The organism is Rhizobium grahamii (assembly GCF_009498215.1).
Taxonomy (GTDB): Bacteria; Pseudomonadota; Alphaproteobacteria; order Rhizobiales; family Rhizobiaceae; genus Rhizobium; species Rhizobium grahamii_A.
Genome location: NZ_CP043498.1, coordinates 2,421,951 through 2,443,928 on the forward strand (window position 1 = coordinate 2,421,951; position 21,978 = coordinate 2,443,928).

Consider the following 21,978-nt stretch of genomic DNA (forward strand, 5'->3'; position numbering starts at 1 on the left):
TCACGGCGAGTTTTTTACCTTCCGTAACGGTAGGTAGCAGGCGTGCCGAACCGGGACCCTCCACGAGTTTTTGCTGCAGCGCCATATTTTCTTCCGGGAATTCGCTCTAGCTTTTGAGACGCGGGCTCGAGTCTGCTCTGATTGAAACGGCCGCATTGGGGGATGCGACCCAAAAGGGGTGACTGACAACGTGACTGTTGACTCCAACGTATCGTCGCGGATCAACCTGATGCGCATCGTGCTCATTTCGGGCATCGTGTTCGTCCACATACCATTCGACGTCAAAAGCAGTCCTTTCAACGGGACGTACGGCGCGTTCGACTGGTTCAGGGTTTTTCTGACCGAAGCATTGTTTCGCGTCGGGGTTCCGTGCCTCAGTGCGATCTCCGGTTACCTGCTGTTTCGCGGCGGGCTTGAGAACTTCAGCTATCTGAAGACGGTGCGAACCAAATCGCAGACCGTGCTGCTGCCGTTCCTGATCTGGAACGGGGCCTTCTTCCTGGCCATCCTTGCGGCACTCGCTCTCGGCATCGGTGATGGATATGTGCCGGATCCGTGGCATGCCTCAGCGCGCGACCTGCTCACGCATCTGTTTGGCATCGAGGATTTCCCGGTCAACGTCCCGCTGTATTTCCTGCGCGATCTCTTCGTGTGCATTCTGATTTCGCCGCTGCTGGCGCTGCTGATCAGCCGCGTGCCGCTGATCACCCTGGCCGCGCTTCTGCTGCTGGCGCTCGTTCCCGAGCTGCCGCTTTACATCGTCCTCAAGCGCTCGATCCTGTTCAGCTTCAGCCTCGGCATCTATGTCGGGCTCTACAATATCGACCTCAAGGCTCTCGACCGGTTCGCGCCTGTCGGCATCGCCCTGCTGCTGGCGAGTTCGGCTCTGCTTGCGACCGCGATCTATCTGGCGGGACCGCAGGTGCCGGACTGGATCCAGCTCCTGCGCAACACGCTCGCAATCGCCGGCGCCCTTGGCTTCTGGCTGTTGTCGGCGCCGCTGATCAAGACCCAGATCGGCCAGCGTCTCTCGAAGACCGGGAGCCTGAGCTTCTGGATCTTCTGCGCCCACTACCCGCTTCTGATCCTGCTCTGGATCGTCTGGGGCAAGTCGGGGATCGACACGTACCCGATCTTCTTCGTGCTCTCGCTTGCACTTCTCTTTCCGTTTCTCGCCGTCTCGAACGCCGCGTGCCGCAGGATTGCTCCCAGGCTTTACGCGATCCTGACCGGCGGACGAACCAAGAAGCCGACGGACAGAACACCGTCCGCCGGCACCATCCGTCCCGAACTCGTTTCTCAGCAGAGGTGATCGTCATGATTAAACTCACCCGCGCACGAACTCTTTCTTCCGCTCTTGTCATCGCCGGCACCGCGTTTGCGGCTGCATCGGCAGCCAACGCGCAGCAGGCAAGCGGAACCTCGTTCGTCGAAAACTTCGACAAGCTCGACAAGGCCTTCTGGTACACGTCCGATGGCTGGAACAATGGCGCCCACCAGAACTGCACCTGGTCCAAGAGCCAGGCAAAGGTCGACGGTGGTTCTCTGAACCTGAGCTTTGCGGAAGGAAAATCCAAGGACCGCAGCTATCTCTGCGGCGAGATCCAGACCACCAAGCGCTACAGCTACGGCGTCTACGAAGCCCGGCTGAAAGCCGCTACCGGCTCGGGCCTGAATTCCGCGTTCTTCACCTACATCGGCCCTGCCGACAAGAAGGAACACGACGAGATCGACTTCGAGGTGCTCGGCAAGAACACATCCGAAGTCCAGGTAAACCAGTATGTTAAGGCAAAAGGCGGCCACGAGAAGCTGGTGCCTGTCGGTAGCAAGGCCGATGACGGCTTCAACGACTACGCCTTCGTCTGGGAGCCCGGCCGGTTGCGCTACTACCTGAACGGCAAGCTTGTTCAGGACGTCACCGACGCCTCGAAGATTCCAACTAGCCCGCAGAAGATTTTCCTCAGCCTGTGGGGCACGGATACGCTTTCGGACTGGATGGGCAGGTTCTCCTACACCGCGCCGGCCACGATGCAGATCGACCGGATCGCCTATACGGCGACCGGCGACAAGTGCCAGTTCCCCGACTCCATCGCATGCGCGCTGAACTAAGCCGATTGCGCTTTCAAACCGGAAAAGGACGCTCGATGCTGAAAATCCTCTACCTCGTGCATGATCTAGCCGATCCAGCCGTTCGCCGGCGGGTGCTGATGCTGCGCGAGGGAGGAGCCGACGTCACTCTGGCGGGTTTCCGACGTGGGGACAACGCGCTGGCAGAGGTGCATGGCGTGCGCCCAATCGAGCTCGGGAAGACCAGCGACGCCAAGTTCGCCCAGCGGATCGGCGCAGTCATCAGCGCCATAGCTGGCCTGAAGACCAAGCTTGCGGGCATCGCCAAACCAGATGTCATCATCGGTCGCAACCTTGAGGCGCTTGCCGTCGCTCACCGGGCCAACGCCCTCTACGGCGGCGATGTTCCCGTTGTCTACGAGTGCCTTGACATCCATCGTCTGCTGACCAGGGACGACGCGATCGGCAAGGTAATCCGCGGCGCCGAAGCCCGCTTCGGCCGCGGTGCAAAGCTCATCCTCACGAGTTCGCCGGCCTTCATCGATAAATATTTCGAGCCCCGGTCCGGCGTCCGCGCGCCGGCGCTGCTTGTCGAGAACAAGGTGATCACCCTGGATGACAACGCCATCGAACCCTCCTTCGCGCGCCCGTTGAAGCAGCCGGGACAGCCGTGGAAAATCGGATGGTTCGGCGCCCTGCGCTGCCGCAAGTCCCTGCATTTGCTCGCCGATTTCTCCCGTCGCATGCAGGGCCGCGTCGAGATCGTTCTTCGCGGTCGCCCGGCTTATTCGGAATTCGAAGACTTCGATGGCTTCGTCGCCGCCGAACCCTACATGCGGTTCGAAGGCCCCTATCGCAATCCGGAGGATCTCCGGGCGATCTACGACGACGTCCACTTTTCATGGGCGATCGACTTTTTCGAAGAAGGCCTGAACTCGAGCTGGCTGCTGCCGAACCGACTGTATGAGGGGTGCCTCTATGGTGCTGTTCCAATTGCCCTTGAAGGCACCCAGACCGCCAACTTTCTGAACGAGCAGGACATCGGCCTTGCTCTCCCGGAAGCCAGCCCCGCAGCACTGGACGCGTTGTTTTCCAGCATGACCGGCGAGCGCTACCAGAGCCTTGCCGAAGCGGTCGCTTCCAAAGACCGCAAGACATGGCTCGCCGACCGCAGCGACTTCGAAGCGCTCGTTGACAGCCTTTCCCGCCTCGTACCGGACTTCGCAGAGAGGGGCGAAACCGGTGTGATCCCTGAGCAAATCGTATCTGAAGAAGGGTGGACAAACATGAAGTCTGATGTGTGTAAGAGCGTCTCCAGTCTCATCATCATCCCTTGCCTGAACGAAGAAAAACATATCGGCGCGCTGCTCGACAAGCTCGGCGCCGAACTCGATCATATGAATGCGAAGATCGTCGTCGCCGACGGCGGCAGCAAGGATGCGACCCGGGACATTGTCGCCGCGCGCAGCGCAAGCGATCCGCGTATCCTGCTGCTCGACAATCCCCGTCGCATCCAGAGCGCTGCAATCAACCTTGCCGTCGCCACCTTCGGGCGTGACTACGACTATCTGATCCGCATCGACGCCCATGGCGACTATCCTGACGACTACTGCCGCCAGCTCGTCCACGAGGCGATCCGCACACAGGCCGACTCCGTCGTTGTCGCCATGGAAACGGTCGGCTTCGGAATGTTCCAGAAGGCGACCGCCTTTGCGCAGAATTCGAAACTCGGCAACGGCGGCTCCAAGCATCGCCAGGGTGCCAAGGGCCACTGGGCCGACCACGGCCACCATGCGCTCATGCGGATCGCGGCCTATGATGCGGTTGGCGGATACGACGAAACCTTCAGTCACAACGAGGACGCCGAGCTCGATTATCGTCTCAAGAAAGCCGGCTTCGGCATCTGGATGACCGACAGGACGCGGATGATCTACTATCCGCGATCAACCATCGCGACGCTGTTTCGTCAGTACATCGGCTATGGGCGTGGCCGAGCCAAGAACATTCTCAAGCACGGCAGCATGCCAAGCCTTCGACAGTGGCTGCCGCTTCTGGTCGTTCCCGTGTTTATCGGCGCCTTCCTTGCGGTTCTCAACTGGGCCGCGGTCATTCCGTTCAGCCTCTGGGCGGTTGTCTGCGTCGGCTATGGTTTCTGGATGGCCGTTGGACAACGCAACCCCTATGGGCCGCTCGCGGCTCTCTCGGCCATGGTCATGCATTTTGCCTGGTCGGCCGGCTTCTGGATGGAGCTTCTGAAGTTCCGCGGACGAAAGGCCTCGTGATGGACGAACGCAATACGACCCGAATCGATATCGGCGTCTGCACCTATCGCCGCGCCTCGCTCGACGAGGCGCTGCTTTCGCTCGCGGTGTTGTCCGTCCCCGAGAATGTGGATCTGCGCATCATCGTTGCCGACAACGACAAGGTGCCAAGCGCCCGCGAACGCGTGGAGGCTCTGCGCGCGACGATCCCGCATGAAATCGCCTACGTCCACTGCCCCGCGTCGAACATCTCGATCGCGCGCAATGCCTGCCTCGAAGCCGCGACCGGCGATTTTCTGGCTTTCATCGACGACGACGAGGATGCCAGCGAGGATTGGATTTCCGAGCTTCTCGCCACCGCGCTCGCGACCAAGGCGGACGCGGTTCTCGGTCCGGTGCGCAGCGTCTATTCGTCGACCGCGCCGGACTGGATGCGCCACGGCGACTTCCACTCCACCCTTCCCGTCTGGGTCGGGGGTGAAATCCGCACCGGCTATACCTGCAATGTCCTGCTGCGGCTTGGCTCGCCACATGTGGCTGGCCGCCGCTTCAACCTGGCATTGGGCCGGACGGGCGGCGAGGACACGGAATTCTTTAGTGAGATGCACGGAGCTGGCGGCACCATCGCTTACGCGGAGAATGCCTACGTCTACGAACCGGTAACGGAGAACCGTGCGGATCTGGTCTGGCTCGCCAAGCGCCGCTTCCGTTTCGGCCAGACGCATGGCCGTTTGCTGCTCGAGAAGAGTACCGGCGCACGGCGCCTGCAACAGATCGGATTGGCCGGAGCAAAGGCCGCGTTCTGCTATGCTGCGGCCCTCGCCTGCATAGTCATCCCCGTCACGCGCTATCGCTACGGCCTTCGCGGCGTCATGCATTCGGGCGTGGTCAGCGGGTTGCTTGGCATTCGCGAAATCCGTCAATACGGCACGGCGGAGGCTGCATGACGCCATCGGCACCTGATGTCACCTTCATCATCGCGGCCTACAACGCGGCCGACACGCTCGCCCGGGCGATCGACAGCGCGCTGGCACAGACCGGCGTTTCCGTCGAAGTCATTGTCGCGGACGATTGCTCAACGGACGAGACGAGAGCGGTTGCAGAGAGCTATGCCGGCTCGAACGTCCGCTTGCTGGCTTTGCCCCGCAACGGCGGACCATCGGTGGCGCGGAACGCCGCAATCGCCGAAGCGAAAGGCCGTTGGCTGGCGGTGCTTGACTCCGACGATGCGGTGACGCCGGAGCGGATGGCCCGGTTGATCGCGCGTGCCGAAAAGGCGGGAACCCAGATCGCCGTCGACAACCTTCGCGTTATCAGGGCAGACGGCACGCCCGCCGAGACGATGTTTGCCGAGCGTACGCTGCAGGAAACGCCTGAACTCACCCTGTCGGCGTTCATTCGGTCCAACGCCCTCTTCGAGGCAACCCACAATTTCGGCTACCTGAAGCCGGTCTTTCTCCGCAGCTTCATCGAAAGCCACGGCCTCGAATTCGACGAGGCATTGCGGATCGGCGAGGACTACCTCTTCCTCGCTGCCGCACTGGCGCTCGGCGGTCGCTGCGTCATCGAGCCCGCGGTCGGCTACGATTATCACATCCGCGAGGGCTCCATTTCGCGCGTACTCGCCCTTCATCACATCGACGACATGATTGAGGGCGATAAGAATTTCCTCGAACATCACCGGCTGGATGCCGAAGCTGCGGCAGCGCAGACATTTCGGACACGAAGCCTTCACAAGGGACGCGCCTTTCTCGTCCTCGTCCAGAACATTAAAGATCGATCGGTTTTCAGCGCGATCAGAACTGCCTGGAACGATCCGGGCGCGTTGGCTCACCTACGCATGCCCGTTGTTGCCCGGCTCAACCGCGCGATGATGCCCCTGCGGAAACTGACTGGTGCCGATACCGATCTCCCAGCCATCGATGGCACGACCCGCTCCTCGCAAAGGATAGAGCCATGAACCAACGGAACCTCACCTTGCACAGCACATTGGCGAAACCGGCCGACGATTCCGACTCCTTCATCGACATTGATCGGCTGATCGCAATTGTGATCCGGAGAGCGGGCTCGGTTGCCCTTTGCGTCGGCGCCATGGTGGCAATCGCCGTTGTCTATCTGCTGTTTGCGACGGCGCAATACACGTCGATGACACAGATCCTGCTCGACGACAGCATGACGCGCTATGCGCAGGATGCCCCGCCTGTCGCGAATTCGCAGCAGGTCGACATGCAGATCGCAAGCGCCGTCGAAATCCTGAAGTCCAACGAATTGGCCCTCAGGGTCGTCGACGCCGAAAAGCTGCAGGACAACGACACCATCCTCGAGCCGCCACAGTCTCCCGCCGCCCTGGTGAAGGCCGGCGTCAAACTGATTGCAAGCGCGTTGCTGCCGCGAAAGCTTCCCGCAAGCGAAAATGATGCCCGCAACGGCCGCCGGCAGAAGGCCGCGGCTCTGTTGCAGGACGCGCTGACAGTATCGCGCGTTAACCGAAGCGCGGTTCTCGCCGTTTCGTTCCGCTCGACCGACCGCCTGCTCGCGGCCCGCATCACAAAAGCCTATGCGACCGCCTATCTGAGTGACCAGCTCAACGCCAACTTCGATGCGACCGAAAGCGCATCCGTCTGGCTGCAGCAGCGCCTCGCGGACCTGCGCGAACGCTCACAGCAGGCAGCCCTCGAAGTTGCCAAGTTCAAGGCCGAGAACGGCCTGACATCAGCCAACGGCGAGTTGATGTCGGAGCAGCAGCTGGCCGACCTCACCAAGCAGCTGATCGTCGCCCAGGCCGACACTGCCAGCGCTTCCGCCCGCTACAACCAGTTCAAGTCAATCATCGAGCTTGGCCCGGAGAGCGCCGTGAATAACGCGGCCGTGTCATCAGGCCAGGCCGATAACAGCGTCATCAAGGATCTGAGAACCCGTTACATCACTGTCAGCAAGCGCGAACAGGAAGTGACGACCAACTTTGGCGAGGATCATCCCCAGGCCGTCGCACTGCGCGCCGAGAAACAGGACGTCTCCCGCCAGATCTACCAGGAACTGCAGCAGCTTACCGCAAGCTATCGCAACGAGTTCGAGGTCGCGCGCTCGCGCGAGGCATCGTTGCGCACCAACATCGATCACCTGACGGGCAAGAACTCCGAGGCGGACAAGTCGCTGGTCCAGCTCAACGATCTTGAACAGCGCGCCGCCGCTCTGAAGACGCTTTACGAGTCCTACCTCGGAAAATATGAGGAAGCCGCACAGCAGCAGTCCTTCCCGATCGCCAAGGCGCGCGTCATCTCGGAAGCTGGCGTCCCGGCTTCTCCGTCCAGCCCGAAGAAGACGATGACGCTCGGCCTCGCCATCGTGCTTGGCCTGATGGCTGGCGGTGCGCTGACGGCATTCCAGGAATTCCGCGAGCGCTTCTTCCGCGTCGAAGGCGACGTTCGCACGATTCTCGGTCTGAAATTCCTCGGCTACCTGCCGCTCGTCGGAAAAGGGCCGCGCGAGAAGAAGGTCTTCCGGCCGAAATCCGCGCAGACCCCGCCGCCGCAGAGCGATCCGGTCGCGGACGATGGCGCCACCTTCGAGCGCATCATGCGGGTGGTGCTTGAGGCACCGCGCTCCGTCTTCGCGGAAACGCTCCGCAACGCCAAGCTCGCCAGCGACGTGATGTTCCAGAGCAAGACGGATCGCGTCATCGGCGTCATCTCGGCGATGCCGGGAGAAGGCAAGTCCACGACGGCGGCGAACTTCGCCGCGCTGCTTGCCTCTAGCGGCAAGCGAACCCTCCTCATCGACGCCGACCTTCGCAATCCCGGCCTTACCCGCATGCTGCGAAAGCCGCCGCAGTACGGTCTGGTGGAAGCTGTGCTTGGGGAAGTTCCGTGGGCGAGTGCCGTAAAGATCGACCCGGTCAGCAAGCTCGCCATCCTGCCTGTGTTGCCGAATGATCACCTGATGCATACCAGCGAACTGCTGGCATCGCAGGGCATGTTCAATCTCATGGAAAATGCCCGCAAGATGTTCGACTATATCGTGGTCGACCTTGCGCCTCTCGGTCCTGTCATCGACGCCAAGGCTTTCGCCCCGCAGGTCGACGGCTTCCTGTTCGTGACCGAATGGGGATCGACGCCGACCAACGTCGTGCGCGATATCCTGAACGCGGAGCCGCAGATCAAATCGAAGGTTCTGGGCGTGATCCTCAACAAGACTGACATGACCGAACTTGGCAAGTTCACGAACTTCGGCGCGGCCGAGCGCTATCGCTCGAAATATGTGAGCTACTACACGGACGAAACGCCGAAGAAGCGCGAACCGGCCGAAGCCGGCACCTGATCAGGTCGAAAAAAGGTGGACGCGGCCCTGCCAGAACCGCGCCACCGTCAACCGTCCGCTACGGAACGCACCGGTATCGAGATTGAGGCGGGCCGGCTGCACATCGGGTTTCTCCACCGGCGTATGTCCGTGAACGACAAGCTTGGGAAGCGGCACTGGACTTTCGAAGAAGCGGTGGCGGATGAAGACGAGATCGTCATCATTCTGCTCCTCAAGCGGCAGGCTCGGTTCGATGCCCGCATGCACGAAGAGAATATCAGGCGTATCGACAAGAATCGGCAGCGATCGCAGGAAGTCGATATGCGGTTTCGGCAGCGACTGCCGGATGAACGCATCAAGCTTGGCAGCCGTCGGGAAGATCAACGGCAACTGATCCGCATCCAGCCCGTACGACCGCAGCAACTCGTCCGAGCCCATCGGCAGCCAGTCGTTGAAGGAGATTCGTCCGTCGATGTAGTCGAGCATGACGATCTCATGGTTGCCGGTCAGGCAGATGCGGTCGAAGTTTTGCGGCGGCGGCGCCAGCAGATGGGAAATCACCTGCGCCGACGAAGGCCCGCGGTCTATGTAATCACCGAGCGTGACGATGAGCTTGCGGCCCGGCAGCTTCGAAGCGTCTTCGACAATCGCCTGTTCGGCGCGCTCAAGCAGATCGTGCCTGCCGTGAATGTCGCCTATGGCGTAGATCGGCATATCGCCTGGATCGATGTGGAGCCGCGTTCGGGCGGTCGATGCCATAGAAAACCTCGCATTATCGTCGGTCGCTGCTGTGGAATGCTGCCAGCGTCACATAACTATCCAGCTGCTTACGACAATCAAGCGCGTAATAAAATTCCAGCGGCACGCGTATTTCTAGAAAAACCAGTCTTACCATCGCATGAGCGATGCCGCATTCCTTAGATCCTTGGCATGTTTGAAGGCAACCGATGGGAAGCGTATCGCAGTTTCACAACGGAGAAAGGCCCCTCGCTCATCGCATCGAAAGCGAAGAGGAAGCCTTGACGATCGCCCGGCAACTGTCCGCGTCCTTCGCGCTGCAGTCGAGCGAACGCGACATCAACCGCATCCTGCCTCATACCGAAATCGACGCGCTTTTTGCCTCGGGACTGGGCGCGATCACCGTGCCGCCGGAGTTTGCCGGGCTCGACATCGGCAACGCGCTGCTCGGCGAAATCGTGGCGATCATAGCCGAGGGCGATCCCTCGATCGGTGAATGCCTCGAAGCGCATTTCTCGACATTGGAGCGCCTGAGGGCAACGGGAAGCGAGAGCCTGCAGCAAGTCTCATATGAGCGCGTATTGGCTGGAGAGAGATTTACGACGGCAGTCCTTCAGGACACGACAACCATCCAGTCCGACCAGCTCGCTCATCGGATCACCGGTCGAAGCCTGCCCGCCACCGCCTTGCTCTTTTCCGACTGGATCGCCGTCATCGAAGCAGGTCAGGCAGGCGAAGGGGTGGAGGTCTATCTGCCGAGGGATGCTGGTGGGCTGCAGTGTCTCGATGATTGGGATGGCTTTGGCCAACGAACCAACGGGACCGGCACACTGATTGCAAACGACGTGCGCGCCGCCGGCGACACCACGGCTCATGTCGATCGGTCGACACCCTCTCTCGTGCCGGCACTCGAAGCCCTGATGCATGCAGGAACCGCGCTCGGAATAGCGCGCAGCGTGCTGGCAGGCCTGCGGGAGCCTCAAAGCTCTTCGCGACTGGGAAAATTGATGGTCGACATCGAGGCGACAGCCGCGCTGATCCAACGCGCTGGCGGACGTATCGACCTCGCCCAAGTCGGCCCCTCCACTCGCTCGATCGAAGCGGCAACCTTTTCGGCGATGGCAGCAAAAGCAATTGCAGGAACGACAGCGCTCGAAGCATCAGGTCTGCTGTTCGAGCTGTCATCGACCGCGACAACGAGCATCGGCCTCAATCTGGACCGGCATTGGCGCAATGCGCGCCTGCACGGCGCAGGTCACACAGTAGCGGAAATCTACAGCCGCGTCGGCAACCTGCAACGCACCGATGGGTGATGCTTACTTTGCGGCCTTCAGTGGAGCCGCATCTTCGTCTTCATCGATCTTGTTGCCCGATGCGACGAATTGCTCGAGCGTCATGTTGTCGAGGATGTCAGCGATCGCGTCCCGGACCTCGGTCATGGAACGACGCACCTGACAGGTCTCGGGATCAAGACAGTCGTCGCATGCTTCGAAGGCAGTGCGGCTGGCGCAGCGGATAGGGGCCAAGGGCCCGTCCAGCGTACGGATCACATGCCCGATGCGGATGTCCGATGCAGGCTTTGACAGCGAATAACCGCCGCCCGGCCCCTTCTTGGAGCGCAGAATGCCGACGTTACGAAGTTCCAGCAGGATGGTGTCGAGGAACTTCTTGGGAATATTGTTGCGAGCGGCAACGTCATTGATGAAGGCCGTTTCTCCCGGCGCAAGACGCGCGAGATCCACCAATGCCTTCAAGCCATACTTTCCTTTTTTCGTCAGCATGTTCGATTGCCCTGCCGCCCTGTATCCATCCCCATCAATCAGCAAATAACGCCAAAAGAGTGAACACACAACAAATAGCTATCATTTATATAGTTTATGTTTGTAGCGGGCACCGGGCTAGTAGACCTGAAGAATACTCCGGTTCCGCACTTTGGCGGGCAGCGCTATACGAAAGCCTCGCTGTCTAAACCGGTCCCGTGCCGGGAGGGGTGGGTCCTCCGCTCATGAAGACACCAAGCGCAAGCGCGACCATGAGGATCACGAAGATGATCGCGCCGAGCACAGCCCAGATAGACAGCCGGCGCCCTTCGGCGATCAGATGCTCTTCACGCGCGACGGTCGGCTCAGGTCGCGGAGAGGAATTGTCTGCTCTTGGTTCATCTTGCGCCATGACATGCCTCTGCAGCCAGAACGTCGACAGAGGACGATCGGTCCCAGTCCTCAGACCAGCGGATCTCGTCCTTCCGCAGCACTGTCATTGAGTTCCGCGGCGATATCTTCCGCATCCTGCTTGCTGAGACCGACGAGATCGCGCCCGTCGGTCGCGGCCGGCAACGAGGTAAAGGTGTCGATGACCGACCATCCGCCGGGCATCTCCCTGCGCACCTGGTAGCGTGGAAGCTCCTCGGGCTCGTCGCATGTCATCTCGGCCACCTCGCAAATACTCGCTACGATATGTGTCGCGACCCGCTCGCCCGACAAGGACGGCGCTTAACTTTCGTCGTTGGGAACGTTGGTTTTCAGCTCCTTTATCCAAATCCGTGCATTGCCGTCGGAGGGCGCGCGCCAATCGCCTCGGGGCGAAAGCGATCCGCCCGATGTCACCTTCGGGCCGTTCGGCGATGCCGATCGCTTGAACTGGCTGATCGTGAAGAAGCGGAAGAGGAAAACCTCCATCCAACGGCGAATTGTCGCCAAGTCGAAGCTCCTGCGCTTGTCAGCCGGAAAATGCGGCGGCCAGACACCGGACTTCGCATCGCTCCATGCCTGATAGGCGAGGAACGCGACCTTGGACGGCCGCAGACCGAATCGCGTCGTATAGTAGAGGAAGAAATCATGCAGATCGTAGGGGCCGATCTTGTCCTCGGTGCTCTGCATCACGCCGTTTTCGTCGGCCGGAACCAGCTCCGGCGAAATCAGCGTGCCCAGAATACGCTCCAGCGTGGCCTTGGTCTCCGCGTCGAAATCGCTCGTGCGGATAACCCAGCGAATGAGGTGCTGGATCAACGTCTTCGGCACCGATGCATTGACGTTGTAATGGCTCATCTGGTCGCCGACACCGTAGGTCGACCAGCCAAGACCGATTTCCGACAGGTCGCCGGTGCCGAGCACAAACGCGTTGCGCTGGTTGGCCGACCGGAACAGGAAATCGGTGCGCAGGCCCGCCTGAACGTTCTCGAACGTCGTATCGTAGACGGGCTCGCCACCGGCGAACGGGTGCTTGAGATCCCGCAACAGCTGCAGCGCCAACGGCTTGATGTCGACTTCCTCGGCCGACACCCCCATGCTTCGCATCAGGGCCCAGGCGTTCGACTTGGTTTCGTCGCCGGTCGCAAATCCAGGCATCGTGAAGCAAAGGATATCCGTGCGTGGCCAACCCAGCCGATCGAAGGCGCGCGCGGCGACGAGCAGAGCGTGGGTCGAATCGAGGCCTCCGGAAATGCCGAGGCAAAGCCGCTTGATGCCGGTCGAGCTCAACCGCTTCATCAGCCCCTGCACCTGGATATTGAAGGTCTCGTAGCAGTCCTGGTCGAGCCTGCTGGCATCGGCCGGCACGAACGGGAAGCGCGCGACGTCACGCTCGAATCCGATATCTCCGGCAGGCTTCGCAAACGAGAAACTGACCGTTCTGAACTGCCTGTCCGCCGTCAGGTTGAGCGTCGCGGCATCGTTGAACGTCCCGGTCCGCAGCCGTTCCAGCCGCAGCCGCTCAAGATCGACATCGGCGACGCACATCTGCGACTCCGTGGGGAAGCGATCCGTTTCCGCCAACATGTTGCCGAGCTCGTAAACGCAGGCCTGGCCGTCCCAGGCAAGATCGGTGGTCGATTCGCCGGGGCCTGCGGCGGAGTAGATGTAGGCCGAGAGACTACGGGCCGACTGCGCTGAGCAAAGCAGCTTGCGCGTATCAGCCTTCCCGACGGTGATATTGCTTGCGGAGAGATTGGCGAGAACCAACGCGCCGGCCAGCGCACCGAAATCGCTCGGAGGTGCCGGCGCCCAAAGGTCTTCGCAGATCTCGACATGGAAGATGAAATCCTGCAGCTCCTCGGCTGCAAAAATCAGATCCGTGCCGAACGGCACGGCATGGCCGGCGACGGTGATGCTGCGACCTCTGACATCCCGCCCCGACGCAAACCAGCGCTTCTCGTAGAATTCGCGGTAGTTCGGAAGATGCGTCTTCGGCACGACGCCGAGAACCTTGCCGGCATGGATCGCAATCGCGCAATTATAAAGACGTCCGCCGCTTTGCAGCGGAGCACCGACGAGCAGCACCGGTGTCAGATCCTTGCTTGCCTTGACGATGTCGGCGATCGCCGCATCGACGGATCTCAGCAACGCATCCTGTCCAAGCAGATCGTCGATCGAATAGCCGGAGATGCCAAGCTCCGGAAAGACCATCAAGCCGACGCCGCGCGCATGGCCCTGCCGCGCAAGTTCGAGCGTTGCTCCTGCATTGAAATCCGGATCGCCGATCTCGCAGCTGGGCGTGCATGCCGCCACGCGGACAAATCCTTGATCGTAAACCGAATAGAAATTCACCAATGCCTCCAGCAGCAACGCGCTCTGCTCAACCATTACATCCAAACGCGCTACGGCAAAACCATATCTGCCGACGACGCCCTTGCTCTGCAAGCCTGCCGAAAGGTTGCACACGCTTGCATGACCGCAAGTTGCACACTCGAGAGATCAACTGCGATTAAGGGCAAAAAATTACAAAACTGTCATAAAACTATGGGCGACGCGGCCTATATCGCACTCCCGCGCCCCCTATTTTATGTCTTCTAGTAGAGCGATGAATGTCTGAACCTGCCCATGTCCGCGCCGGACTGCTTCGGGAAGCTTTTCCCGGTGAGCGCCGCGTCGCGTTGACACCGGGCGACATTCGCCGACTGTCCAGCCGCTTCGGCTTTCTGTTCGAGCCCGGATGCGGCGAGCTCGCCGGTCACAGCGATGACGACTACGCAAGAGCCGGCGCGCGCGCCGCGACGCCGGCCGATGTTGTGCGATGCGATCTTGTCGTCAGCGTCCGCAGGCCGGACAGGTCTATCCCCAGCAGCGCGGCCTCTCTCTTTCTCGGAAGCTCAGTACGCGGTGCGAACGCGTCGCCCGACCAGTCGCTCGAGCTCGATCTTGCGCGCCTGGAAGGCTTTGCGGATGCCGCTGCAATGGATGCGGCGACCATCCAGGCGACAGTTCTCGGTCACGCGGCCGTCCTCGAAGGCGTACGGCTGATGAGGGCCGGACATTCGATGCTGACCCTGGAAGGCAGCTTCGTTCGCCCGATCAGAATGGCAGCCATCGGCGTTAACACGGCATCCCTGCAAGCGATTGCAACCGCCAGAAAATTGGGCGCATTGACCCACGTTCTCGGTTTGAACGAGAGCGATCGCGCGAAGGTGGAGCGACTGGGAGCAAAATTCTCGGCGATAGACACGGCAATTCTGGCGGCCGGCCCCAAGCGTGAGCAAGCTCGCCGGCAACTCGCTCGTCAGCTTGCCTCGATGCAGATGATCGTCACCAACCTTCACGAATCAGGCAGCGCCGCCCCGGTTCTGATCGATGAGGAAGCGCTCAGCTCTCTTCCCGCCGGCTCGGTCATCATCGACCTTGCAGCCGCGCACGGCGGAAACTGCGCATTCACACGCATCGATCAGACAGTGACCGCCCACGCGGTCAGCATTGTCGGCTCTACGCTGCTCGCAAGCAACGAAGCCGCCGAAGCAAGTCGATTGTTCAGTGATTGTGTCCGGCGGCTGCTCGAACACTTGGTCCAACCTGGGGAACACCTTCGGCTGGACCGTGAGGATCCCCTCCTGGATCATCTGAAGGGCCGATCTGACGGAGAGAACCCACGGGTTTCATAACCGGAAAAGCACGCCTCGCCCGACGGAATGCTGCATTGCAACATTGTTCGTCGGCAAAGAGATTTCTTCCATGCCATTGAGAACATTGTGTTTTCTGAATGGCTAATAAAGGCATTGTTGCGGCTTTTGCGATAGTTGCCTTTCTGCAACATCCCGATATTGCATTGCAAATAAAACAAATAATGACTGTATCTATAATTGATACATTTAAGCGAAAATGTAATTTGCCGGTCACGGGAACATCACGTCCCCGTGAGGGCTTGTTTTGAAATTGGGGTAGGTAGGGGCCGTTCTCGGCAGCAATGACCTGTGCCCGATCCTAAATAGATTGGACTCAACTATGACTATTCGTATGATGCTCATCAGCTCGGCAGCGGCTCTCGCAGCCGTATCGGGCGCTCAGGCTGCAGACGCTATCGTCGCTGCTGAACCGGAAGCTGTAGAATACGTTCGCGTTTGCGATGCTTACGGCACCGGCTACTTCTACATCCCGGGCACGGAAACCTGCCTGAAGATTAGCGGCTACATCCGTACGCAGGTCAACGCAGGCCCGAACGCTAGCGCGACGACCGGCAACGGCTCGACTGTCGCTAACAATTCGGACTGGGACATGTACACCCGCGGTCAGGTTCAGTTCACCGCCAAGAGCGACACTGAATACGGCCCGCTCACCGGCGTTATCGTTCTGCAGACCAATGCGGACAACGCTTCGTCGCAGGCTGCTGTCCTCGACTCCGCTTACATCGACATCGCAGGCATCCGCGCCGGTCTGTTCTACAGCTGGTGGGACGATGGTCTCTCCGGCGAAACCGACGATATCGGCTCGAAGGTAACGCTGCACAACTCGTTCCGCTACCAGTACGAAGCTGACAGCTTCTACGCCGGCATCAGCGCCGACGAACTGGAAGACGGCGTCTTCAAGACCGGCGAAAACGGCAACAACATTGGCATCGCAGTTGGCCTCGGCGGCAAGGCTGGCATCTTCACGTACCAGATCACTGCTGGCTACGACACCGACAACGAAGAGGGCGCTGTTCGCGCCATGGGTACCGTTGCAATCGGTCCTGGCACCCTCGGTCTCGCAGGCGTCTACTCCAGCAACCCGAACTCCTACTACAGCAAGTCTGAGTGGGCTATCGTTGCTGAATACGCCGTCAAGGCAACCGACAAGCTGAAGATCACCCCGGCCGTTCAGTACTACGGCAACTACGGCGCGATCAACGGCAACACGGACTTCGCTAACGTTGATGCTTGGAAGTACGGCGTAACCGTCGACTACCAGATCGTTGACAACCTCTATGCAAAGGCGACCGTCAACTACCTCGACGCCGACAACGCTGACGGCGTAACGACGGGCTTCTTCCGCCTGCAGCGCGCGTTCTGAGACAAGAAGGGCGCCGCAACAGCGGCGCCCGTTTTCAAGGAATTCTGATCAGATTGACCTCCGATCAGTTTGGGAGAAGCAGCCTGGTTCCCTGCCGGGCCGCTTCTCTTGCTTTTATGGCTTACTCGGCAGCATGGCGTTCCTGGCTGACGCGCTCCGACGCCGCTTCCTGCTCATCAGCCCCCGACGGGTGCTTCTGCGCTTCAAGCCTTCTCAATTCCGCAACGCTATCTTCTATCGTTACCGATCCCAGCATATCGACGACCGCCTGCTCGGCGCGATCGCAAAGATATTCGGAGAGATCGCAGATGTTTTCGCCGACCAGCCCCTCGTGCGGAATCTCGTGCCGGGTTGCCCAGAGCCGTTTGTTGCCAGTGACGACAGCGTAGATCTCGGCAAGCTGGATATCGTTCCTCGGGCGTGCTAGCCGCACCCCGCCCTTGCCACCCGCCGACGCGACCAGAATATTTGCTTCGGCCAACGGCAGAAGAAGTTTACGCACGAAACTGGAACTCGTATCGAGCGCCTGCGCCAGCGACTGGCTTGTGGTCCGAACACCCGCTTCATCGTTCACCGCGACGCTTATCACGATCTGCATGGCGGTCGAGAAACGAGTATCGATCATCTCGAACTGTAGTCCTGTCCTAATCCCCATCCGACGGCGTCAACCGCCGCGGATTTTTTCTCCCAGAACAGATATTTCCGTGAAAATTTGGTTGTCAAGAATTGGGAACTAAAATCACGGTTGTTTGAATGCCCAGTCGCCCCGAAACAGCGATGTGCTTTTCCTAAAGCCAGCCGATGCGCCTGAGAACCCACAGTGTCGCGACGGACGAAATCGTCACGAAGGCGACGATGATGATGAAGGCCCAGGTGTCGTTGACGCCAGGAATGCCGCCGACATTCATGCCGAACAGGCCGGCGACGACACTCGGGGGCAGAAGAAGAGCTGCAAGGGCCGCGAGACGGTTGGAATTGCGCGCGATTCGCTCGCTGATCACCGTCGAAAGGTCGTCGTGCAGAATGCCGGTGCGGTCGCGGATCGCGTCGAGATACTCGATGAAGCGCATGAGCTTGTCGATGACCTCGCGTAACCGCAACTTGTCGCGCTCGACAAGCCAGGTTGCGTCATCATGCTCAATGCGGCTGAGCGCGTCACGCTGCGGCGCGAGATAGCGACGCAGCTGAACAGAACGCCTGCGCAGCAGCTTCAGCCGCTCGCGAACCTCGCCCGCGTCACCATGGAAAATCATCTCGTCGAGCTCGTCGACTTCCTCGTCCATCGCATCCAGCACTGGCTCTAGATCGCGCACGAGCTTGTCACCGATGAGAGCCAGAAGGTCGCCGCTGCGTTGCGGCCCCTTCCCTTTCTCGAGCGCGGCACGGATATCGCGAAGAGCCGTTATGTAGTGCCCGCTGTCGCGCAACGAGACGACGCGGTTGACGTCGACCCACAAATGCAGAGGCACAAGGTCAATGTCCGGATGCGGCTCTTCCGCCTCCTCAGGTGACGTCGCGCAGACACCGCGCAGAATGATCAGCAGCCCTTCCTCGACAGGCTCGACGCGCGGCCGCGTTTCCTCTTCCAGCAGAGCCTCGGAGACAAGCGGATCGAAGCGCCCTTCGACGTTGACCCAGGCCGCCGCCGCCGGATGATCGCGCTCGAGATGAAGCCAGATCACACCATCAGCGGGCTTCCAGGCACACATGCCTGCCATGTCGAGCTGCCGACAGCCACCCTTGCCATCCAGGAGCAAGGCGAAGCGTATTCCGGGTTCGGCCCCGTAGCTGATCCGGGAGATCTTTGCAGCTGTCGTCTCCATTCGCCGAACCTCAAAAATGCAGGAAACACAGAAGCTTGCCGTCCGTGATTCTAACACCTCGTATGAGTCGCGCAATATCATTGACCCCGAAGTCAGCGATTCTTGTCAGCCCGATCCGAGGAGCGCAAAACAAAAACGCCCGCCGTTTTGGCGGGCGTTTCCTTTGCCGTCAGCTTAGCTGCGCGGCTTGAGATTTTCGGGGTCGTAGATCGGCTTGTAACCGACACCGACGACCTCGACGGGATAGGTTTCACTGAAATACTCGACCTGCAATTTGCGGCCGACCTGACAATAGTCCCAAGGCAGGTAGGCAAGGGCAATGTTCTTGCCAACGGTCGGGCCAAAGGCGACAGACGTCGTGAACGAGCGGCGGCCGAGTTCATCCACCAGCGTCTTGCCTGTCTCTGGATCGAGAACCGGCATGCTGCCAACAGGATAGCGGGCGACACCCTTCGCATCGACATTCTCAGTCATGACAAGCGTGCAGAGCATGGCCGGCTGATGTTCGCGCGCCTTGTATTCCAGATGCTTCGCCTTGCCACGGAAGTCTGCTTCCTTGACCTTCGGACGAGCGAGATCTGCTTCCAGCAGATTGTACTCGGTCAGGAGATCGGCGTTCTGCAGGCGAAGGCTCTTCTCCATGCGGCGCGAGTTCGCATAGGTTTCGACACCGAACGCCATGACGCCGGTGGAACGCAGCGCATCCCATACAGCCAGTCCGTCTTCATACTTCATATGAAGTTCCCAGCCCTGTTCCCCGACATAGGAAATGCGGAAGGCGGTAACGGTCTTGCCTGCAATCTCGATCGGCTTGATCGCCGCGAATGCGAAGTTCTCCGCATCGAGACCAGCCGGGTCTGCAACCACCTTCCTCAGCGTTTCGCGGGCATTCGGACCCCAGATGCCGATGGTGACAAACTTCTCCGATACGTCGGTCACCGTGACGTTGAAGCCCTTATCCTCGGCGATGCGCTTGATGTAGTTGAAGTCGCGCGGGCCGGCATCCGCGCCGTCGATGACGCGGCAGCGGTCAGCCATGCGGATGATGGTAAGGTCGGCGCGCACCATTCCCTCATCATCGAGGAAGTGGGTGTAGATCCCCTTGCCGATGTTGGCATCGCCGCCGATCTTGGCAGCGGCAACCCATTCCATCAGCTCGACATGGTCAGGGCCCTCGACGTCGAACATGTAGAAGTGGCTGAGGTTGACGATGCCGCAGTCCTCGCTCATCGCCAGGTGCTCGGCATTGGAAACGCGCCAGAAGTGGCGGCTGTCCCACTCGTTCGCGCGGACAGGAACGCGGTCGCCGTATTTCTCAAGCAGGTGCTCGTTGGCAGCATAGCCGTGCGCACGCTCCCAACCGCCGAGCTCCATGAAATAGCCGCCGAGTTCCTTTTCGCGCTCATAGAAGGGCGAGCGCTTGATGTTGCGGCTGGACGCGTAGGGCTCGCGCGTATGCACGGCCGGGAAATAGATCTTCTGTGCCGCCTCGAAGCAACGGTCAGCGATGAAATTTTCCGTCAGCTGGTGCTGGTAGAAGCGCGAATAGTCGATGCTGGCGTGATCGATCTTGGTGCGGCCATCGGTCATCCAGTCGGCGATCAGCTTGCCGTAGCCCGGGCCGTCCTTGACCCAGATGGCAACGCAATACCAGAGGCCGCGCACCTTCTGGCTTTCGCCGCAGGAAGCGCCGCCGCCGGCCGAAACCTGCAGCAGGCCGTTGAACGAGTGGCCTTCGTTGTAGCCTAGCTCTCCGAGGATCGGCGTCAGCTCCATCGCGCGCTCGAGAGGCTCGATGATCTGCTCCATTTCGAGGTCGCGCTGGGACGGAGACAGACGCGCCTCATGCTTTTCGAGAAGCTCGCGCGGATGGCACATGCGCGGATTGGTCGTTTCGTAGTAACCCCATTCGATCTGGCCACCTTCGGTGGTCTTGGGATCGCCAGTGTCGCGCATATAGGCGGAATTGCCCTGGTCGCGCAGGAGCGGGAAGCCGATTTCCTTGCCGGTCCCCTCGAACTCGTTATACGGCCCGAAGAAGGTCAGCGGGTGGTCGACAGGCATGACCGGAAGATCTTCCCCGACCATCTCGGCAATGAGGCGGCCCCAGAGACCGGCGCAGACGATGACATGGTCGGCCATGATCGTGCCGCGATGCGTTACGACGCCCTTGATGCGACCGCCTTCGACGATCAGCGACTTTGCCGGGGTATTTGCGAAAACCTTGAGCTTGCCAGCCTTCTCAGCGGCATCGACCAGCTTGCCGGCAACGGTCTGGGAGCGCGGAATGACGAGGCCGGCGTCGGGGTCGAACATGCCGCCCATCACCTGGTCTTCCTCGATCAGCGGGAACTTTTCCTTGATCTCGGCGGGGCTGACATAATGCGCGCGCGTGCCGAAAGCCTTTGCCGAGGACAGCTTGCGCTTGATTTCTTCCATCCAGGAATCGTCGCCGGTACGCGCGACTTCGAGGCCGCCGATACGAGCGTAGTGCCCCATCTTTTCGTAGAAATCGATCGAGTAGAGCGTCGTCCAGACCGAGAGATTGTCGTGGCTTGTCGTGTAACAGAAGTCAGAGGCGTGTGCCGTCGAGCCGATATCGGTCGGAATGCCTGATTTGTCGATGCCGACGATATCGTCCCAGCCGCGCTCGACCAGATGGTGGGCAATGGACGCCCCCACGATGCCGCCTAGCCCGATGATGACGACCTTTGCCTTCTGAGGAAATTCTGCCATTGCCTATGACTCCGAATGAGGATGTGGCGCGACTGTAAGCCTTGCCGAAGCAAAATTGCAGCCTTTCTGCGACACTATTCGCAAACCGCGCGACTGCCATCACGATCATCGCGGAGCGCCCCGCCTCATCCGGACAGCCGGTCACCAATCGCCGGCGCCGACCGCCGCAACGAACCCGCCGAACGGCGATGGCTCGCGCGAGCTGATGTCATAGATGCAAGGGGTAGCGAACACTGTCGCCCCCAGAAGAAGAATGATGAACAGCTTCATTGGTAGCTCCTGTTTGCGGGGTTCGCCGCGGCGGGAGACCGCGACGAACCGATTTGCAATCAGACAATATTGAGCTCGACGGCGATGTTGCCGCGTGTCGCTTTTGAGTAAGGGCAGGTCTGGTGCGCTTCCTCGACCAGCGTCCGCGCCAGCTCGGCATCGAGGCCCGGCAGACGAACGTTCAGCCGCGCCTGCAGGAAGTAGGCGCCGTCGGTGGTTCCAAGATCCACTTCGGCATCGACAGAAAGGTCGGTGGGGAGCTTTACCTTGTGCTTGCCGGCTGCGAGCCCGATGGCGCCGATGAAGCAGGCGGACCATCCGGCGGCGAAGAGCTGCTCCGGGTTGGTGCCGGCACGGGTGCTTCCGGGAGGAGAAAGCTTGATATCCAGTTCGCCGTCGTCGCTGCGCGCAGCGCCATCACGGCCGCCGGTGGTATGGGTCTTGCCGGTGTAGAGAACCTTCTCGATCTTAGTCATCGAACACTCCGTTGGTTGCGCCGCTCTCTGCGGCTGCGTTGACGAAGTGGGTTTTGCC

General features: G+C 60.4%; 19 protein-coding genes and 1 pseudogene. 10 read left to right on the top strand and 10 right to left on the bottom strand.

Features of this window, described 5'->3' with window-relative positions; genetic code table 11:
* Positions 1 to 190: 190 nt before the first annotated feature.
* The 7 genes and pseudogenes from FZ934_RS11725 (at position 191) to FZ934_RS11750 (ending at position 8,645) form a co-directional block, all read left to right on the top strand.
* Positions 191 to 1,312, top strand: coding sequence for an acyltransferase family protein (locus FZ934_RS11725; protein WP_153271206.1), 1,122 nt, complete (start codon positions 191 to 193; stop codon positions 1,310 to 1,312).
* Positions 1,313 to 1,317: 5 nt separating this feature from the next.
* A complete protein-coding gene (locus FZ934_RS11730) occupies positions 1,318 to 2,109 on the top strand; it encodes a glycoside hydrolase family 16 protein (RefSeq protein ID WP_153271207.1) in 792 nt (263 codons plus the stop codon).
* Positions 2,110 to 2,144: 35 nt separating this feature from the next.
* Positions 2,145 to 3,278 (top strand): annotated as a pseudogene (locus tag FZ934_RS28545) (glycosyltransferase); the annotation flags it as partial.
* A 75-nt stretch (positions 3,279 to 3,353) separates the two neighbouring features.
* Positions 3,354 to 4,349: a glycosyltransferase family 2 protein gene (locus tag FZ934_RS27795; RefSeq protein WP_194273803.1), complete on the top strand. Its 996-nt coding sequence runs from the start codon at positions 3,354 to 3,356 to the stop codon at positions 4,347 to 4,349.
* Positions 4,349 to 5,275: a glycosyltransferase gene (locus FZ934_RS11740; protein WP_153271209.1), complete on the top strand. Its 927-nt coding sequence runs from the start codon at positions 4,349 to 4,351 to the stop codon at positions 5,273 to 5,275. Before FZ934_RS27795 ends, FZ934_RS11740 begins: the two co-directional genes overlap by 1 nt.
* Positions 5,272 to 6,288, top strand: a complete 1,017-nt coding sequence (locus tag FZ934_RS11745; protein WP_153271210.1) for a glycosyltransferase family 2 protein — start codon at positions 5,272 to 5,274, stop codon at positions 6,286 to 6,288. Before FZ934_RS11740 ends, FZ934_RS11745 begins: the two co-directional genes overlap by 4 nt.
* Entirely contained in the window at positions 6,285 to 8,645 is a 2,361-nt protein-coding gene (locus FZ934_RS11750) for a polysaccharide biosynthesis tyrosine autokinase (protein ID WP_153271211.1), read from the top strand. Before FZ934_RS11745 ends, FZ934_RS11750 begins: the two co-directional genes overlap by 4 nt.
* Here FZ934_RS11750 and FZ934_RS11755 read toward each other — a convergent pair whose 3' ends face one another.
* On the bottom strand, positions 8,646 to 9,383 hold the full coding sequence (locus tag FZ934_RS11755) for a metallophosphoesterase family protein (protein ID WP_153271212.1): 738 nt from the start codon (positions 9,381 to 9,383) through the stop codon (positions 8,646 to 8,648). It lies immediately after the preceding gene.
* Positions 9,384 to 9,571: 188 nt separating this feature from the next.
* On the opposite strand from FZ934_RS11755, the gene FZ934_RS11760 reads away from it, so the two are divergent.
* Entirely contained in the window at positions 9,572 to 10,675 is a 1,104-nt protein-coding gene (locus FZ934_RS11760) for a monooxygenase (RefSeq protein ID WP_153271213.1), read from the top strand.
* 3 nt (positions 10,676 to 10,678) lie between these two features.
* On the opposite strand, the gene FZ934_RS11765 is transcribed toward FZ934_RS11760, so the two are convergent.
* The 4 genes from FZ934_RS11765 to FZ934_RS11780 form a co-directional block, all read right to left on the bottom strand.
* A complete protein-coding gene (locus tag FZ934_RS11765; RefSeq protein WP_153271214.1) occupies positions 10,679 to 11,143 on the bottom strand; it encodes an RrF2 family transcriptional regulator in 465 nt (154 codons plus the stop codon).
* Positions 11,144 to 11,327: 184 nt separating this feature from the next.
* Positions 11,328 to 11,534, bottom strand: a complete 207-nt coding sequence (locus FZ934_RS11770; protein ID WP_153271215.1) for a hypothetical protein — start codon at positions 11,532 to 11,534, stop codon at positions 11,328 to 11,330.
* A 50-nt stretch (positions 11,535 to 11,584) separates the two neighbouring features.
* The gene (locus tag FZ934_RS11775; RefSeq protein WP_153271216.1) at positions 11,585 to 11,788 is read right to left on the bottom strand and encodes a hypothetical protein; all 204 of its coding nucleotides are present in this window, start codon (positions 11,786 to 11,788) and stop codon (positions 11,585 to 11,587) included.
* A gap of 66 nt (positions 11,789 to 11,854) precedes the next feature.
* The gene (locus FZ934_RS11780; RefSeq protein WP_153272435.1) at positions 11,855 to 13,906 is read right to left on the bottom strand and encodes an NAD(+) synthase; all 2,052 of its coding nucleotides are present in this window, start codon (positions 13,904 to 13,906) and stop codon (positions 11,855 to 11,857) included.
* Positions 13,907 to 14,163: 257 nt separating this feature from the next.
* Here FZ934_RS11780 and FZ934_RS11785 point away from each other — a divergent pair, with 257 nt between their 5' ends.
* Together FZ934_RS11785 and FZ934_RS11790 are read left to right on the top strand one after the other, a co-directional pair.
* Complete coding sequence (locus FZ934_RS11785; protein ID WP_153271217.1) at positions 14,164 to 15,231, top strand: NAD/NADP transhydrogenase subunit alpha; 1,068 nt, start codon at positions 14,164 to 14,166, stop codon at positions 15,229 to 15,231.
* A 340-nt stretch (positions 15,232 to 15,571) separates the two neighbouring features.
* Positions 15,572 to 16,615, top strand: a complete 1,044-nt coding sequence (locus FZ934_RS11790; protein ID WP_153271218.1) for a porin — start codon at positions 15,572 to 15,574, stop codon at positions 16,613 to 16,615.
* 121 nt (positions 16,616 to 16,736) lie between these two features.
* On the opposite strand, the gene FZ934_RS11795 is transcribed toward FZ934_RS11790, so the two are convergent.
* The 5 genes from FZ934_RS11795 to FZ934_RS11810 form a co-directional block, all read right to left on the bottom strand.
* Positions 16,737 to 17,240 carry an RrF2 family transcriptional regulator gene (locus FZ934_RS11795; RefSeq protein ID WP_153271219.1) on the bottom strand — a complete coding sequence of 168 codons (504 nt, stop codon included), beginning with the start codon at positions 17,238 to 17,240 and terminating at the stop codon, positions 16,737 to 16,739.
* Between the two features lie 163 nt (positions 17,241 to 17,403).
* On the bottom strand, positions 17,404 to 18,438 hold the full coding sequence (locus tag FZ934_RS11800) for a CorA family divalent cation transporter (protein ID WP_153271220.1): 1,035 nt from the start codon (positions 18,436 to 18,438) through the stop codon (positions 17,404 to 17,406).
* A gap of 174 nt (positions 18,439 to 18,612) precedes the next feature.
* Positions 18,613 to 21,174 (bottom strand): GcvT family protein, encoded by a 2,562-nt coding sequence (locus tag FZ934_RS11805; RefSeq protein WP_153271221.1) that lies wholly within the window; start codon positions 21,172 to 21,174, stop codon positions 18,613 to 18,615.
* A 141-nt stretch (positions 21,175 to 21,315) separates the two neighbouring features.
* Positions 21,316 to 21,444, bottom strand: coding sequence for a hypothetical protein (locus FZ934_RS28415; protein WP_281409911.1), 129 nt, complete (start codon positions 21,442 to 21,444; stop codon positions 21,316 to 21,318).
* A gap of 59 nt (positions 21,445 to 21,503) precedes the next feature.
* Positions 21,504 to 21,920: an organic hydroperoxide resistance protein gene (locus FZ934_RS11810; RefSeq protein WP_153271222.1), complete on the bottom strand. Its 417-nt coding sequence runs from the start codon at positions 21,918 to 21,920 to the stop codon at positions 21,504 to 21,506.
* Positions 21,921 to 21,978: the final 58 nt, after the last annotated feature.